Genomic DNA, 15,602 nt, shown 5'->3' on the forward strand with positions numbered 1-15,602 from the left:
TTATGGAACGCAAAGCGCTGGGACGAGGTTTGGAGGCCCTGTTGAAACCCGGGTCGGGGGGCGGCCCCGCCGCCGACGGCCAGGCGGTCATTAAAATTCCCGTGGACAAAGTGCGTCCCAACCGCCACCAACCCCGGACGCGCTTCACCCCCGATTCGCTGGCGGAACTGGCGGAGTCCATCAAAGTGCACGGTTTGGCCCAGCCGCTCCTCGTGACGACCTCGGCCGTGCCCGGTGAATACGAGCTCGTGGCCGGCGAGCGCCGCCTGCGCGCCGCCCGCATGGCCGGTTTGGTGGACGTGCCCTGCGTGGTGCGCCAACTGACCGATCGCGAACGGCACGAATTGTCTCTCATCGAGAACATCCAGCGCGAGGATTTGAACCCCCTGGAAGAGGCCGAGTCCATGCGCAAGCTCATGGACGAGGTCGGGTTGACCCAGGAAGAGCTGGCACGACGGCTCGGCAAGAGCCGGTCGGCCCTGGCGAACCGCCTTCGCCTTTTGGAACTGCCGCAAATGCTGCGGAACGCCCTCTTGGAGGGCCTGATCACCGAGGGCCACGCCCGGGCGCTCCTGGGGCTCGCCGACCGGACCCAACAGGAGGAACTCGGCAAACGGGTCGTCCAGGAAAAACTCACGGTCCGCGACGTGGAAAAACTGGTGCTGGATTGGGCGAGCGCCGCCCGTACCGGGCGGGTTAAAACCCCCCGCCGCAAGAACGCCGACGTCCGGCATCTCGAGGAAGATTTGCAACGCACGCTCAGCCGCCGTGTCGTGATCGACGCCCGCGCCAAAAACAAGGGGTGGGTTCGCCTCGAATTCTACTCCCTGGACGATCTCGACTCCCTGGTGGCGCGACTTAAAAACCGCCCGCCCGCGTCATGACCGGCCGCTTCGGCGCCGCCGGCCTGTGCCTTCTGGCCTGGGCCTGCGCCGCGCCGGCCCCCCGGCCGGCCCCCAAATTTTCCCTCGGCAGGCCCCCCGCGCCGCCCGTGAAAACCCCGGCCCCGCCGGCCAAACCCAAACCCCCGGTCGCGAAACCCGCCCCCGCGCCGACGGCGCCGCCGCCGGAACCGCCCGCGCCGGTGGCCCCGTCGCCGACGGACGCCCCTTTCCTGCTCTCCGCCCGGGCGAGTTTGGCCGATTACCGTTTTTTCGCCAACGGCGGTTTTGACGCCGGGTGGAACGTGGGGTACCACACCTGCTGGGTCATTAAGCTGCCGCCCGCGCCCGGCGCGTTCTGGACGCGGGCCTTCGTGGGGGCCAAATTGGGCGCGGCCAAAACCACCGCCCTGCCCGGCCGACCGGGCTGGGACCAAGAACCGGTGACGGGAGAGATCCACGTGGCCGTGGCGTCGCAACCGTCCTGGCCCGTCAACCGACGCCGGTTGTTGGCCCGGGCCGAAGACCTTCCCCTGGCGGGGAACCCGACTTATCCGCTCGACGGGGTGGGGGAGGCCCGCTGGGTTTGGACGGAAATTCCCGTCACGGAAGTGTCGATGAGTTCGCCCAATTACGTGGTTTTGTTTTCGCCCGATGAACGACTCAAGGGGGCGGGCCGGTCGCCGGTGTTGGCCGGCGCCGCCTCCGACAACCGGCCCAACGCCTGGCTCAACACCCAGGTGTCGGGCCAGCCCCCGTTGATTTCCTCCGAGGCCACCCGCACTCCGGTGGGCGTGCGGGAACCCGCCGTGGCCATCAAACTGGTGATGGATCGAAGCGAGGCCCCCGCGGTGACCCTGCGGCGCGCGCCGGACCGGCTCGCCGCCAACGGGAGTTTGACGTTGGACGCGGCGGTGAGCGGCGTCGACGTGGAATCCGCCTGGGCCGAAGTGTCCCCGGACGGTCGGGTCTGGCGACGGGTCGGCCGCCCGGCCCACGGCGCTCCCTACGTGTTCACTTTGACCCGCGACCAGTTGCCGAAGGGGCCCTTCCAGGCCCGGGTGGCGGCCAAAGACCAGTGGGAGTCGGTCGGCGCCAGTCCTCCGGCCGTTTTCAAGGGGGGAAAATAACGTGCGCGTCCTCCACGTCACGGAGAGCCGGAGCTGGTCGGGCGGGACCGTGCAGTTGTGGAATTTGTGCCGGACGCTGATGGCCCGGGGCCAAGCGGCGGCGCTCTTCTGCCCGCCCGAGGCCGAACTGCTGCGCCACGCGGCCGGCACCCCGGTTGATTTGACCGTGTGTCCCCTGCGGGAGGATTACGACCTCTTGGCCGCCCGTCGGCTGGCCGAAACGGTGCGGCGCTTCCGCCCGGACGTCGTCCACGCCCACCACCCCCGGGCGCACGCCATCGCCCTTTTGGCGGGGCTTTTCGTCTCCATTCCGCGCCTCGTGGTTTCGCGGCGCGTCTCTTTCAAGCTCAAAAAATGGAACCCCTTCAGCCAGCTCAAGTACCGTTCGTCGCGCATTCGCACCTACATCGCCGTGTCGGAGGACATTCGCCGCGTGTTGATCGCGGGCGGCGTGCCCCCCGAAAAGGTGGTCGTCATCCACAGCGGTGTCGACACCGCGAAGTTCACCCCCCGCCCCCCGGCGGAGGCCCTGCGCGCGGCGCTGCGGATTCCCGCGGGCGCGCCCGTGGTCGGCAACCTCACGCATTACAGCTGGTGGAAGGGCCAGGCGGTTTTTCTTGAAGCCGCCCGGGCGGCGGTCACGGCCGGTTCCCCCGCGCACTTTTTGCTGGTCGGCAAGGACACCGACGGGGAGGACGCCCGCCGGCGCGTCGCGGGGTTGGGCCTGGGCGACCGGGTGACGCTGGCGGGGTTCCGCACCGACATGCCGGAGATCCTCTCGATCTTGGCCGTGAGCGTGGTCTCCTCCCTGGCGGGGGAGGGATTTTCCGGGGTGTTGCGGGAATCCATGTGCATGGGCGTTCCCGTCGTGGCCACCGAGGTCGGCGGCAACGGCGAGCTCGTCCGCGACGGGAAAACAGGCCTTCTCGTGCCCCCGGGCGACGCCGCCGCGCTCTCCGCGGCGATCCGCCGTCAGCTTTCCGACCGGTCGGCGTCCCAATCCATGGCCGAGGCGGCCCAGCGCGAGGTGCGTGAAAATTATTCCCTCGAAAGCATGGTCGACAAAACCCTCGCCCTCTACGAACGGTTGTTGACCGCGTGAAACGCGCGCTCCTGTTTTTTCTCCTGGGCGCCGCCGGGGCCCGGGCCGACGAGTGGTCCCTCCAGCTCTTGCCCCAGGGGTTCGTGGAATACGAAGGTTCCGGCTTCCGTGAATCGCCCAGCGGTTGGGAGCTCAAAGTGAAACCCTGGAACCCCGTGGGGGGGCTGCGCTGGCGTCGGACGTTGGCGCCCGGCTGGGCGTGCCAGGCCCAAGCGTGGGCCAACCGCGCGACCTTCGCCGGGGAAATCGGCAACCGGTCCGCGATTCAGCAGTACGGGCAAACCTCCCTCGCGGTGCAATCCCTTTGGGTCGATCTGCGTCGTCCGCTCCGCGCCTCCCCCGTCGAGGTCGTTTTCGGCGTGAACGGTTCGCGCCAGGTGTTCAAACGCAAAAACATCGTGTTCGGCCTCCCGGAACCCGAAACGGCCCGCGAAACCCTCCAGGCGCTCGGCGGCCATCTGGGGTTTCACGCGGGCCGCGTGCCCGAGGACAGGGGGCTTTTTTGGGACGGGGAAATTTTGATCGGCCATTCCTTTTGGACCCGCAACCGTCTGCGCGCCGAAGGCGGCCCCATCGACCGGCGGGGGTACACCTACGCCTTCCGATGGGAGGGCGGGTTCGCCACCCCGCGCTGGCGGGTGTCCACCGGCTACGCGCGACAGCTTTACGAAGTTCTGGTCCCGGGCGGCCGCTCCCTGCCGACCACGGGAGCGACGGTGTCCTTGCCGATCAACAAAACCGACCTTTTCGGACCCTTCGTCGCGGTGGGGTGGAGATACTGATGCGCGCCGCCGTCCTCGCCTTCGCCATCGGCCTCGCCCTTCCGCTGGCCGCGGAAACGGGCCCCTCCGTCTCCCTGACGCTCGTGCCCGCGGGCACCGTCCGTTGGCGCGGGGAGGGGAAAATCCTTCCCCAGGGGTACACCAACCGGACGGAGAGCCAAGACGCGCCGCTTTATGTTTTGGAGTGGCGGCAGGCGCCCGCGGACCGGGGGTATTGGGGGCTGTCCCTTTGGCACACCGGGGTTTTCGGCGGCGGGGCATTCGCCCGCGAGTCCCTGCCCGACGTCCGGCCGGGAACGGGGGGGCTTTACCAGCGCGACCTGTTGAACGTCGGGTTCACCAATTTTTTCGCCACCCGTTACCACCCGCTGGCCGAGGGGCCCCTCACCGCGGAACTCGGTTTTTCGGTGGTGCGGGAGATCTTTAAACGGAAAGAGTTCGAGGTGTTGCGGGGGTCCACCGGCCCGCTCGTGTCCGCCGGGACCCTGGACGACGTGAACGAAATATCCGCCGAGGGCGTCGGGTTCGGCCTCTCCGGCGTGCACGGCGAGCGGCTGTACGTTCGCTGGCGCGGGGCCGCCCACTATTACATTCAGTTTTTCGACGCCAAAACCGACGCCTCGGCCGGGCAGATTTTCCAAGCCGAAGCCGGCCTGGGCTGGCGGCCGACCCCGTCCACGGCCGTGGAAATCGGCGGCCTGCACCAATGGTGGTTCACCCTGGGGCAGGGCAACCGCCGCCTGTCCGTGCCCGGCACCGACGGCGCCGTCATCACTTACAACCGGCAGTCCACCGTGTACGGCGGCCTGTACGTCCGCGTGACCGTGCGGTTCGATCCCCGCCCGTGAACGAAACCGTCGTCATTCATTATTCCGAGCTGGGGACGAAGGGCCGCAACCGGCGGATGTTCGAAAACAAACTGGCCGACGACGTGCGGCGGCGGTTGGGTCCCGACGCGCTCAAGGTCCGCATCGAGAGCGCGCGGGTGCTGGCCGACCTGGCGCCCGACGTGCCGCGGGACCGCGTGGCCGAGGCCTTGAAACCCATTTTCGGCATTGCTTGGTACGGGTTCGGACGGTTGGTGCGCTGGTCCGCGGGGGACCCCGCCTGGGACGCCGTCGAAACGGCGGTGTTGGAGCTCGTCGGTACCGCCCCCGAGACGAAAACATTCAAAATTTTTCCCCGGCGGTCGGCCAAAAATTACCCCGCCCTCTCCGACGCCATCGCCCGCCGTCTGGGCCAGGCGGTGGTGGACAAAACGGGGCTGAAGGTGGATCTCACCCGGCCGGACCTGTCCGTCCACGTGGAGGTGTTGACGCGGGAAATCGCTGTCCTGTCGGACCGGGTCCAGGGTTTGCGGGGCATGCCCCGGGGGTCGGCGGGGGGCGTGCTGTGTCTTTTTTCCGGGGGCATCGACTCGCCGGTGGCGGCCTGGCTCATGATGAAGCGCGGCGCGGTGGTCCACCATCTCCATTTCCACCCCCACCGGTCCTCCCGGGAGGTCTTGGGGACGAAGATCCCCCGGCTCGTCGAAACGCTCAACGCCTTCGGCGCCCCCGGCAAGTTGTACCTGGTGCCGCACGACCGGTACCAGATCGCCGCGTCGTTGGCCGTCCCCACGGAATACGAGACGGTGTTCTTCCGCCGGTTCATGTTCCGGGCCGGGGCGGTGCTGGCCCGCCGGTTGGGGCTCAAGGCGCTCGTCACCGGCGACAGCCTCGGGCAGGTCGCCAGCCAAACCCTCGAAAACTTGACGGCCGTCCAAACGGAGTTGCCTTTGCCCGTGTTCCAGCCCCTCATCGCCATGGACAAGGAGGCCATCATCGAGGTCGCGCAGAAAATCGGCACCTACGCGCCGTCCATCGAAGCCTACAAGGACTGCTGTTCTTTAATGGCCAAGAAACCCAAAACCAAGGTGGCCACCCCCGTGGTCCGTCGGTTGGAGTCGGAGCTGAGGATGGATCGATTGATTGAGGAGTCGCTGGCTCAGGCGGAAGTTTGGGACGGGCGGGCTCTGACGGCCCTCCCCCCGGCGCGCTCGGGGAGCGCCGCCCCGGTGATTTAACGGGCGGGACCGCCCGGCCGTATCACTCCGGTCCGTGGTTGTCCAGGTGCAAGAAGTACGCCCACCCCGACATGGGATCGTTGCTCGCGTCATCGGTGAACTGTTTCAAATAGTCCCGAATGGCCGCCATCAACTTCGGCGGGCACCGGACATTGAGGGTCCGCAACGCGTTCGCCAGCGCCAAGAGAAGGGCCCCCGGAACCGCGTTCACTTCCTCGCTGCCGCCTTTGGAGACGATGCCCAAGAGCTGGCCCCCGCCGTTCATCTCCGTTCCCCTCCGCAGGGTCAATATGTCTTGGTGGGAATCGTTTTTCATGTCGGCCAAGGCCGTGAAGGGAATGACGGCGACATTCCCAAAGCGGGGGTCCAGGCTGACTTTCCGGTACAAACTCGGCCCGTCCTCGCCGGGCAGATGGTAATCCAAAACAATGATGTCCGGGGGGGGGGCCTTGTTCAGGTGGTCCCAGGCGTCCTCCGCCGACGGAACAACGTGTGTCCGGAAATCAAGCGCGCCCAAGTCGCGCGTGAGCGCGGACTGCGTGACGGCGTTGTCTTCGACGATGAGCACGAACGGTGGCGTCATTCCGACCCCTGGGCGGTTTGGCGCCGGAGGGAATCCGGCGCGGCCCCGCGCTCCCTAAGGTTAGATGGGAAGGCGGATTAATTCAAGGGGGCGGCGTCGCGTGGGCGCCGGACCCGTTCAGTTTTTCGTTTTGTCGGCCAAGTTCCCGAGGAACTTGATCAACTCGACCGGCAGCGGGAAGAAAAAGGTGGAGGTTCGATCGGAGCTGATTTCCTTGGCGGTTTGGAGGAAACGCAGTTGCAGGGCGGCCGGTTCGGACGCGATGATCCGGGCCGCTTCGGAAAGCTTTTGGGCCGCTTGAAACTCGCCCTCGGCGGCGATGATTTTCGCCCGGCGGTCCCGTTCCGCTTCGGCCTGGTGCGCCATGGCGCGCTGCATTTGTTCGGGCACCTGAACGTCCTTCACTTCCACGATCGACACTTTGATGCCCCAGGGGTCGGTTTGCTGGTCGATGATTTGCTGCAATTTGGAATTGATTTTCTCCCGGTGGGAGAGGACTTCATCGAAGTCGACCTGCCCGAGCACGCTCCGGAGGGAGGTCTGGGCGATCTGGCTGGTCGCCATGATGTAATTCTGGACTTCGATCACCGCCCGCTGTGGATCGATCACCTTGAAATAACAGACCGCGTTCACTTTGCAGGGGACGTTGTCTTTGGTGATGACTTCCTGGACGGGGACGTCCATGGTGATGGTTTGCAGATTGACGCGGATCAGTTTGTCGATGAAAGGCACCAAGATCACCAGGCCGGGGCCGTTGCCGTTCCCCCCGATGTTCACGAGGGCGCGGGTCGTTTTCCCCAGACGGAAAATTACGCACCGTTCGTATTCGTTCAAAACCTTGGCGGTGTTCGCGATAAAAACCAAAACCACGATCAGAAGAAAAACGACGGTTCCAAATCCCAAGCCGAACATGCGAGCCTCCCTAACCGATTTTTTGAACTTTCAACCGCGTCCCCAAAACCTGCAAAACGGTGACGTTCGCTCCCCGGGGGAGGCCCTCGGCCCCCTCGGCCGTCCAAAGGGCGCCGTTGAGAAAAACGAGCCCCTCTTCGCGCACCTCGGCGGTTTGTCCGACGAGGCTCTCCGCGCCGCTCACGGGCCGCGCCTTGCGGATGTCGAATATCTTTTTGAGGAGAAAACCGAAGAAGCCGCCCGAAACGGCCAGGGCGGCGACGATCAATTCCAACGACACCCGGGCGCCCGAGGGGCCCCGGTCGAAAAGCATGAACGAGCCGAGCGCGAAGGAAATGAGCCCGCCGAAAATGAGCAGGCCGTGGGACGACACGATGACGTCAACGGCCATCATTATCAAACCGGCGATCAGGAGCGTCAGGCCCGCGAAATTGAGGGGAAGGACTTGGAGGGCGAAGAACGCCAACGTCAAACAGATGACGCCGGCGATGGCGCCCAGCCCGATGCCGGGCGTTGAAAACTCGTAGACCAGGGCGTAAAAACCCAAAACGAGAAGTATGTAGGCCAAATTGGGGTGGGCCAGGGTGTGCAGCCAACGGCGGACGAGATTCATGGCGAAATTGACGCGGGGGGCGACGGCGAGATCGAGGGTCCAGGCCGCCCCGTTTTTTTTGATCTCCCGCGTTTTCAACGCGGCGAACAGCGCGGCCTCATCGGCGACCACCAAATCGATGACTTTGTTTTTGAGGGCTTCGTCCGACGTTTGGGAAACGCTTTCGCGAACGGCCCGTTCGACCCAGTCGGCGTTCCGCCCCTTGGCGGAGGCCAGGGCGCGCGCGTAGGCCGCGGCGTCGGAGACCATTTTTTCCTCCAGGGCCGACGCGTTGCCGTCTTTTTTCCCGTCCGCGTTATCGTTTTTGGACTTTTGAGGAACCCCGGGGGTCCCGCCCCCCAGTTGGACCGGGTGCGCCGCGCCCAGGTGGGTCAAAGGCGCCATGGCCGCAACGTCGGCCGCCATGGTGATGAACACCCCGGCCGAGGCGGCGCGCGCCCCCGAGGGGGCGACGTAAACGATGACGGGGAGGGGGGCGTTGACGATGCCTTGAACAATGTCCCGGGTGGCGTCCAGGAGGCCCCCCGGCGTGTCCAGCCGAATCAAGACCGCCTGGGCGGAGAGTTCCCGGGCCTGTTCGAGGCCATCCAAAACATAGTTTTTAACCACGGGGTCGATCACCCCGTTGACGGTCATCACGAACAGGGGTTTCGCCGCCGGCGGTTCCGCGAAGACGGGGAGACTTCCCCAAAGGAGCGCAAAGATTAGCTTTCGAAGCACTTGGGGATTATAGCAATTGCGGGGCCCGTGCCCGGGAGCCGACGGGAGGGAACCCGTTAATACGAAACGAGATCCGGCGCCAAGCCGAATTTGAGAATGAAATTGATGTACGTCATGCGGATGGGGTCCGAGGCGGTCACCGGACGGGCCAAGGCCGCCGATCGGATCGCGTTCAACCGCTGATGGGGTTTCAGCCAGGCCCAGCCGATCTCAACAATGGCGTTCTCGGAATTGGCGAACCTCAATTCCAAATCGATTTCGTCCATAATGCGGCTGCCCAAACCGTCGTTGGGTGTCTTCTCGGCGCGGGCTTCGAAGTAGTCGCCTTTAAAGGTCAATCGATTCCCCCAAAGGGGCGGCGTGTAATGAACGCCGATGTTAAAAAGGCGCAGACCAAAATCGCCGATGGTGGAGGTGTCCAATCCCGGGCCGATGCCCAGGTTGGCGTTGTCGTGGTAGATCTTCCCGTAGCGGAAATCCGATCCCGGGAGCCCCCCGTTGGCGCCGCCGTTGGACAGACCCAAAGTGGAAAAATCGCGAAACCCGTCGATGTCGTTGTCTTGCGGGTCCCCGTCCCCGGAGGCGATCGCGTACAGGGTGTGGGCTTGGAGGACGGCCCGCCAATCGTAACTGGCCTTCACCAACGACGCGGTTCCCCGGTAGCGCCGGGAAACCCCGGTGGAGGTGCTGATGGCAACGCCGTTAATGTCGTAGAGGGTTTCCCGGTTTTGGCCGGCGTTCAGCGCGAACTCCGCCGAGAGGGCCAGCACGTCGGTTCCCCAGGGCATGGGGACAAAGAATTTCGCCCGGGTGTCGATGATGTCGATGACGTTGGCGTCGTCGCTACGAGCCGCGTTTTTGTCGATGCCCCGGTAAAGGCCGAGCTCCAACTCCGTCTTAAAGACGGATTGCTTGAACTGTTGATCGGAGTTGAGGAGGGCGTAGAAGAGATTGACGTCCCCGGCGTTGGTTCCTTCGTCGGCCTCCGTGGATCCGTCGCCGCCGATCCCCGGTTGGGGGATGCTGTCCTGCTCCACGCCCTTGGCGAAAACAAGCTGCGCCTGCACGCGGCCGAGATTCTCCTTGACGGTGACCCCCTGCAGGGATCGGACGGACATGACGTTGTCGTTGACCGGTCCGTAGTACACGAGCAAGTCGCCCGGACGGCCCGCGTATTGGCGGCCGAGGCGAATTAAATCGATTCCCCCGAACCCGGTGATGTCGAAATAGGCGTTCGTGATGAAAAAATTGGACAGTTCGGCGTTGACGTCCGTGGGGGGTTTGCCGAATTGGGCGTTGGAGTTCAGTGCGGAACCGATGCGGGGGGCGCGCACGAATTCCACGCGCCCGGCGATTTCCTTGGCGAGGGTGGCGTCCAACCCAAGACGGGTTCGCGTGAGGGTTTGTTGGCGGTCGTCCGCGAGGGCGGAATCAAAATCCTGTTCGTTGGCCGCGCGTTCGCCTCGGAACTCAAAGGACCCGTAAGGCCGCAGGTGGAAGGAATCCAGAAGCGACGCTCCCCGCGTTGCCGTCGGAGCGATCCCCCCCGTTAAAACCACCAACAACATCCAATATTTTTTCATAGGACTCCCCGTTGATGTGTATCGGGCGGCCGGGATTGTTCAGCCGATCCCGCGCTGCGTTGTCGCGATTAATATGCGTCCAATCCGGTTGTTTGTCAACAGGGTCCTCAACCGGGCGGGTTTCGACTGCCCCTTGTCAAACCGGTGTTTGTCGCTTATATAAGATACAGTCGGAGCTAAATAGTTACCGACACTTTCGGAACGGAGGCGCGCGAGTGAAAATATTAATCATCGCGGGGATGGCGGTGGTCGGCTTGATCGGCGGCGTGTGCGCCGAGGAAGGACAAAAACTTTACCAGGCGAAATGCCAGGCCTGCCACGGACCGGCGGGGAAAGGCAACCCCGCGCTGAAAAAAGTTTACGGTCCGGGGATTGATATCGCCGACGCGGACACCCAGCTCCGGGACGATGCCGACATGAAGAAAATCATCCAATTCGGCGCGGTCAAGGGGATGATGCCGGCTTACCGGGGACGTTTAAAAGACGAACAAATCACGGCGATCATCGCGCACGTTCGGTCCTTGAGCGCGTCCGATTCAGGAGGCCCCTCCCTGGCCGACGAATGATCCTCCCCGGATCGTTTTTCACCGCTCCGCCGCGTTGACGGTTCGCGTCGGCGTTCGGTCTTCACAACCACCGGAAAAAACTTTTCTCCAGTTCCCCCCGTTGTCCGTCGATCCCCTTTGGAACGGATCGCGGCATCGGGGTTTTTTTGTTTCCCCCGGGCTGCGTTGTGTCCGGGGGGGGTTACGGATTGGCGGTGAGGGTGACGGTGAGGTCTTGTGTTGCCTCGGTGTCGGAGGCGGCGGGCATGTCGAGTCGGAACCAGAGAAAGCGGTTCTGGCCTGGGGAAACGGCCGAACCGGTTTGGGAACCGTCGATGGAGAAGACGGCGCCGGAGGCGAAGGCGGGGGAGCCGGTGACGACGTCCTCGGCGGCGAACCCGCCCAGCGCCGGACGGGCGGGGTGGAAGCCCGCCGAAAGGACCGCGATGTTGGCCGCGGTCGGCAGGGCGGCGCCGATGGCCCAGGGGGAGCCCGGGGTCGAAGTGGCCACGGAGAGGGAGTAGGTGCTGGTGACGTTGCCGTCGTTGAGAACGGTGACGGCGGTGGCGGTGTGGGAACTGGAGCCCACGGCCAAAAGCCCGAAGAGGTAGGGCGAGCCGGCGGTGACGGAGACGGAGCGGTTGAGGAGCGCGGGGACGGCGCTGGCGGTGTTGGAAATGAGGGACCATTCGCCGACGTCGTCGACGCTCCAGAGAACGATGAAATACGTGTCGTTGGTGGGGACGGTCACGGTGGTCGATTGGGCGGTTCCCACGACGGCGGTGGTGGCGATGGTGACGGTGGTGGCGCCGGAGGGGGTGGTGGCGGTGCTCCAGACGGTGGCGGCGATTGTGGAATATTGGATTCGGTACTGGCCGACGAGGTTGTTGTAAACGAAGTCGTCGCCGGGGGCGGTCCAGGACAGGTTGATTTCGCCGGGCCCGCCGCCCGCGGCCGCGGACAGCGTGGACGACGAAGGCCCCACCCCCGTCCACAACGTCGACGTGGCCACGGACAACGCCGTGTAAGCGCTTTCCAGGCCGCCCGCGTCGACGGTTTTGACGCGGAAATAATATGTGGTGTCGGTTTGAAGCCCGAAATTCGCCGATGGCGAACGCCAGGGTTCGGTGGAAGTGAGGATCGCGCCGTATTTCGTGCCGCCGTCGTAGGTTTTGGGCGGGTCAAAGGCCCCCTCGGAGACGGCGGGGACCATCGTGGGAACGGTGGCTATCTGTAAATAATAGCTTAGCCCCGGTTCGGGGGTCGCTCCCGGGGCGTTGTCCGTTCCCTCGTTCCACATGAAGGTTCCCGTGGAGGCGGCGGTGGGGGAAAAGACGAAGGCGGTTTTAAGGACCGTGGGCGGGTTGGGGGCCACGTTGGCCACCGTTGAAAGGTTCCTGTAGACGCGGAGCTGGTTGTTCCCAGCGGTGTCCCGTCCCGTCACCACGAAATCCAGGTCGCCGTCGGCGTCGTAATCCCCCACGTCCAGGGAACCCAGGTAAAGATCCTCCGCCGCGGTGGGTTCCACTTCAACGCGGGTGAAGGCCCCTCCCCCCGTGTTGATGTAGGCTCGTATTTCAGCCACCCCGCCCGCGGTCGCGCCCGTTAACCCGTGGACGAAGATGTCCAAATCGCCGTCGTTGTCGATGTCGCCCCATTGGGCCCCGCCCCGCGAATGCCCGCCGCCGGCCCCGTTGACTTCGATTTGGGTCGCGTTGAAAGTGCCGTTCCCGTTGTTTCGGTAAACGCGCAATTCCCGGCTGGCGGTGGTCGTTCCGGGCACCCCTTGGACCACAATGTCGAGATCGCCGTCGGCGTCGAAATCCCCCCAGTGGGCGCAATGTTTCCCGTTGTAGCCGTCGATGCCCTGGCCGGGATCCACGTTGATTTCGTTGGGATCGATGGTCCCGTTGCCGTTGTTCCGGTAAACATGGATGCGGCTGTCCGTCCCGGCTCCGGTCCACCCTTGAACAAGGATGTCCTGGTCTCCGTCCCCGTCGAAATCCCCCCAGTCCACGATCCCGTCGCGCAAGCCGCCGCCGGCCCCGTCGACTTCGATTTGGGCGGTGTCGAAGGTCCCGTTGCCGTTGTTGCGGTAGACGCGAATTTGCCGCGCGGAAGCGGCGTCGATGCCCCCGGCCAAGATGTCCAAGTCCCCGTCGTTGTCCAGGTCCCCCCAATTCACGTCCCCTTGGGTCAACCCGCCGTTCAGGCCGTCAATCTCGATTTGGCCGGGATTGAAGGTGCCGTTGCCGTTGTTGCGATACACCCGCAATTGGGCCGAAGCCGCCGCGCCGCTGGTCAACGCCCCCGACGCGAGGACATCCAAATCACCGTCCCCGTCGAAATCCCCCCAATCGACGCCGCCGTCGCAAAGGCCGCCGCCGGCCCCGTCAATCTCGATTTGATTGGCGTCGAAAGACCCGTCCCCGTTGTTTCGATACACCCGCAATTGACACGCGCCGCCCCCCAAGCCGCTGGCCAAAATATCCAAGTCCCCGTCGTTGTCGAAATCCCCCCAAGACACACCGCCCGCCTGGAGGCCGCCGGCCGCCCCGTCGATCTCCGATTGCGTGGGGGAAAAATACAGGGGGGGGGGAACCGCGCTCGCCGTGTTGGAAATCGGGGACGTCAGGCCGACGTCGTCGACGGTCCACAAAACGAAATACCACGTGCCGTTGTCGGGGACCGCGATGCCGGTGCTGACGGCCACCCCGGGGGCGATGGACGTCGCGGTGGTCAGGGTGTAGGCCCCGGCCGGCGTCGACGCGGGGTTCCAAACCGTGGCGGGGTTGGTGGCGTATTGGATGATGTAGCTGCCCGTCAGGGTCCCGGCGGTGAGGTCGTCGCCGACGGAAGTCCAGGACACGGTCACGTTGCCGCCCCCGGCGCCCGGGGCGGCGCTGATGGCCGACGCGGCGGGGGCGACGCCCGTCCACAGGGTCGACGAAGCGCTGGGCGCGCTCTCCAAAAGGCCCGCGTCGACGGTCCGGACCCGGAAATAGTAGGTCGTGTCGGTGCGAAGGCCCGGGTGGGCCAGGGCGGGGGCCCAGGGCGCGGTCGACTTCAACAGCACGCCGTGGCGGGTGTTCCCATCGAAAATCAACGGGGGCCGATCGTAGTTCCCCCGGCGGGGCGTCGCCCGGCTGTGGGGGGCCACGGTGTCGGGTGTGAAGGCCGCGAGGGTTGAAATTTCGATGTCGTAGTCCAACAGGCCGGGGGGGGTCGGGTTCGCCCCGAGGTCGGCGGCGGGGGCCCATTTGAACGTGGCCGTGGAGGATCCGGTGAGACTGAAACTGAAGGTCGAAGAAAGAACGGCGGGCGCGCCGGGGGCCGTTCCGGTGGTGATGTTGTTTTGATACACCCGCATGCGGCGGACGGCGGCGTTGTCGACGCCCGTGATGAAAAGGTCGATCCCCGTTGTGTTGTTGTAATCCGCCCAGGCCAGGTCGCCGTTTTGGAGCCCCAGGTTGACGGCGCTCTCCACGTTGAATTGCGTGAAGCCGAACCCGCCGTTGTTGCGGTAGACCCAGATCTCCACGTTGCCGGTGGCCGGCCGCAGGCCGACGACGGCGATATCCAAATCCCCGTCCGCGTCGGAATCGCCCACCGCCAACGCGCCGTTACGGACCCCGAGGTTGGCCGCGCCCGGTATGTTGAAGGCGGTAAAGGTGTTGTTCCCGTTGTTGCGGTAAGCGCGCAATTGGGCGTTCGCGTTGTCAAACCCCATGGCAACGACGTCCAGCCATCCGTCGGCGTTCAGGTCCCCGAACGCCACGTCACCGTCTTGGAACCCGCCCACGCCCCCGGTCACGTCGAGGGGGCCGGTAAAACCGCCGTTGCCGTTGTTGGTGTAAATGTGAACCTGTCGGCCCGCCCCGTTTTGTCCGGACACCAACACGTCCAGATCCCCGTCGTTGTCGGGGTCGCCCCAAGCCACGGAACTGCGGGCGGCGTACCCGTTTCCGGCGCCGGCGACTTCCACCTGAGTCGGGTCGAAGGTGGCGTTTCCGTTGTTCCGGTAGACGCGCAGTTGACGGGCCCCGGCGGAATCCTGGCCGCTGACCAAAAGATCCAGGTCGCCGTCGTTGTCGAAATCCCCCAGGGCGGGTTTCCCCAGGTCCAACCCGCCGCCCGCTCCTCCGTCGATATCGATTTGCGTAAACGCGAGCGCCCCGTTGTTGCGGGCCACGAGGATGTGGCGTGTGGCCGCGGCCCCCCGATTGCCGCACAGGACGATGTCCAAATCCCCGTCCCCGTCCAGGTCGCCCAGGGCGAGGCCCCCGTCCTCCAGACCCGTGCTGCCGGCCCCCAGAACGTTCGTGGGGTTGTTGGCGATGGTGTACGTGGGCGCCGCCCCGACGGTGTAAACGCTGAGGCGGCGGTTGCCGCCCGAATCGTTGCCGCTGACGACGAGGTCCAAATCGCCGTCGTTGTCCATGTCCCCCCAGGCGGTCCCCCCTTCCGTCAGCCGGTCCGCGGCGGTGTTTTCAAAATTCAATTCAACGGCGTTGTAAGGAAGAGCGAAAGCCCCGCGCGCCAAGAAAAAGCCGGCCCCGGCGAGGAACAAGACGCGACGGAACGCACCGCCGCGGGCGATGGGAAGGGGGGGGGTGTCTGTCATCCGGCTTTAAGCATAGCTTAGTTGGGGATTTTTTCAACACCCATTATGGGGGGGCCCCCGCC

Annotated in this window: 12 protein-coding genes; 7 read left to right on the forward strand and 5 right to left on the reverse strand. The window is 65.2% G+C overall.

All coding sequences use genetic code 11. The annotated features are described in order from the left end of the window. The first annotated feature begins 2 nt into the window (after positions 1 to 2). The 6 genes from IPI56_01680 to thiI are packed head-to-tail and all read left to right on the forward strand — an operon-like array spanning position 3 to position 5,960. Entirely contained in the window at positions 3 to 884 is an 882-nt protein-coding gene (locus IPI56_01680; protein ID MBK7544452.1) for a ParB/RepB/Spo0J family partition protein, read from the forward strand. Further along, positions 881 to 2,011, forward strand: a complete 1,131-nt coding sequence (locus IPI56_01685) for a hypothetical protein (protein MBK7544453.1) — start codon at positions 881 to 883, stop codon at positions 2,009 to 2,011. Before IPI56_01680 ends, IPI56_01685 begins: the two co-directional genes overlap by 4 nt. A gap of 1 nt (position 2,012) precedes the next feature. Further along, the gene (locus IPI56_01690) at positions 2,013 to 3,113 is read left to right on the forward strand and encodes a glycosyltransferase (GenBank protein MBK7544454.1); all 1,101 of its coding nucleotides are present in this window, start codon (positions 2,013 to 2,015) and stop codon (positions 3,111 to 3,113) included. Next, a complete protein-coding gene (locus tag IPI56_01695; GenBank protein ID MBK7544455.1) occupies positions 3,110 to 3,895 on the forward strand; it encodes a hypothetical protein in 786 nt (261 codons plus the stop codon). Before IPI56_01690 ends, IPI56_01695 begins: the two co-directional genes overlap by 4 nt. Continuing rightward, positions 3,895 to 4,743 (forward strand): hypothetical protein, encoded by an 849-nt coding sequence (locus IPI56_01700; protein MBK7544456.1) that lies wholly within the window; start codon positions 3,895 to 3,897, stop codon positions 4,741 to 4,743. The genes IPI56_01695 and IPI56_01700 overlap by 1 nt, the downstream gene beginning before the upstream one ends. Then, positions 4,740 to 5,960, forward strand: a complete 1,221-nt coding sequence (gene thiI, locus IPI56_01705; GenBank protein ID MBK7544457.1) for a tRNA 4-thiouridine(8) synthase ThiI — start codon at positions 4,740 to 4,742, stop codon at positions 5,958 to 5,960. Before IPI56_01700 ends, thiI begins: the two co-directional genes overlap by 4 nt. Before the next feature lie 22 nt (positions 5,961 to 5,982). On the opposite strand, the gene IPI56_01710 is transcribed toward thiI, so the two are convergent. From IPI56_01710 to IPI56_01725, 4 genes are all read right to left on the reverse strand, one after another. After that, a complete protein-coding gene (locus tag IPI56_01710; GenBank protein ID MBK7544458.1) occupies positions 5,983 to 6,543 on the reverse strand; it encodes a response regulator in 561 nt (186 codons plus the stop codon). 117 nt (positions 6,544 to 6,660) lie between these two features. Beyond that, positions 6,661 to 7,455 carry a slipin family protein gene (locus IPI56_01715; protein MBK7544459.1) on the reverse strand — a complete coding sequence of 265 codons (795 nt, stop codon included), beginning with the start codon at positions 7,453 to 7,455 and terminating at the stop codon, positions 6,661 to 6,663. Between the two features lie 10 nt (positions 7,456 to 7,465). Then, the gene (locus IPI56_01720) at positions 7,466 to 8,788 is read right to left on the reverse strand and encodes a nodulation protein NfeD (protein ID MBK7544460.1); all 1,323 of its coding nucleotides are present in this window, start codon (positions 8,786 to 8,788) and stop codon (positions 7,466 to 7,468) included. A 56-nt stretch (positions 8,789 to 8,844) separates the two neighbouring features. Further along, entirely contained in the window at positions 8,845 to 10,371 is a 1,527-nt protein-coding gene (locus IPI56_01725; GenBank protein ID MBK7544461.1) for a hypothetical protein, read from the reverse strand. A gap of 215 nt (positions 10,372 to 10,586) precedes the next feature. On the opposite strand from IPI56_01725, the gene IPI56_01730 reads away from it, so the two are divergent. Further along, positions 10,587 to 10,937 carry a cytochrome c gene (locus tag IPI56_01730; GenBank protein ID MBK7544462.1) on the forward strand — a complete coding sequence of 117 codons (351 nt, stop codon included), beginning with the start codon at positions 10,587 to 10,589 and terminating at the stop codon, positions 10,935 to 10,937. A 181-nt stretch (positions 10,938 to 11,118) separates the two neighbouring features. Here the strand turns inward: IPI56_01730 and IPI56_01735 are convergent, their stop codons facing one another. After that, on the reverse strand, positions 11,119 to 15,540 hold the full coding sequence (locus tag IPI56_01735) for a VCBS repeat-containing protein (protein ID MBK7544463.1): 4,422 nt from the start codon (positions 15,538 to 15,540) through the stop codon (positions 11,119 to 11,121). Between the last annotated feature and the right edge of the window lie 62 nt (positions 15,541 to 15,602).

It is taken from the genome of Elusimicrobiota bacterium (assembly GCA_016706425.1).
Classification (GTDB): domain Bacteria; phylum Elusimicrobiota; class Elusimicrobia; order FEN-1173; family FEN-1173; genus JADJJR01.

Bases quoted from the DNA above. Each gene is read 5' to 3' on its own strand.
- IPI56_01680 (MBK7544452.1), top strand. From the start codon at position 3: ATGGAACGCAAAGCGCTGGGACGAGGTTTGGAGGCCCTGTTGAAACCC.
- IPI56_01685 (MBK7544453.1), top strand. From the start codon at position 881: ATGACCGGCCGCTTCGGCGCCGCCGGCCTGTGCCTTCTGGCCTGGGCC.
- IPI56_01700 (MBK7544456.1), top strand. From the start codon at position 3,895: ATGCGCGCCGCCGTCCTCGCCTTCGCCATCGGCCTCGCCCTTCCGCTG.
- IPI56_01710 (MBK7544458.1), bottom strand. From the start codon at position 6,543: ATGACGCCACCGTTCGTGCTCATCGTCGAAGACAACGCCGTCACGCAG.
- IPI56_01715 (MBK7544459.1), bottom strand. From the start codon at position 7,455: ATGTTCGGCTTGGGATTTGGAACCGTCGTTTTTCTTCTGATCGTGGTT.
- IPI56_01725 (MBK7544461.1), bottom strand. From the start codon at position 10,371: ATGAAAAAATATTGGATGTTGTTGGTGGTTTTAACGGGGGGGATCGCT.
- IPI56_01735 (MBK7544463.1), bottom strand. From the start codon at position 15,540: ATGACAGACACCCCCCCCCTTCCCATCGCCCGCGGCGGTGCGTTCCGT.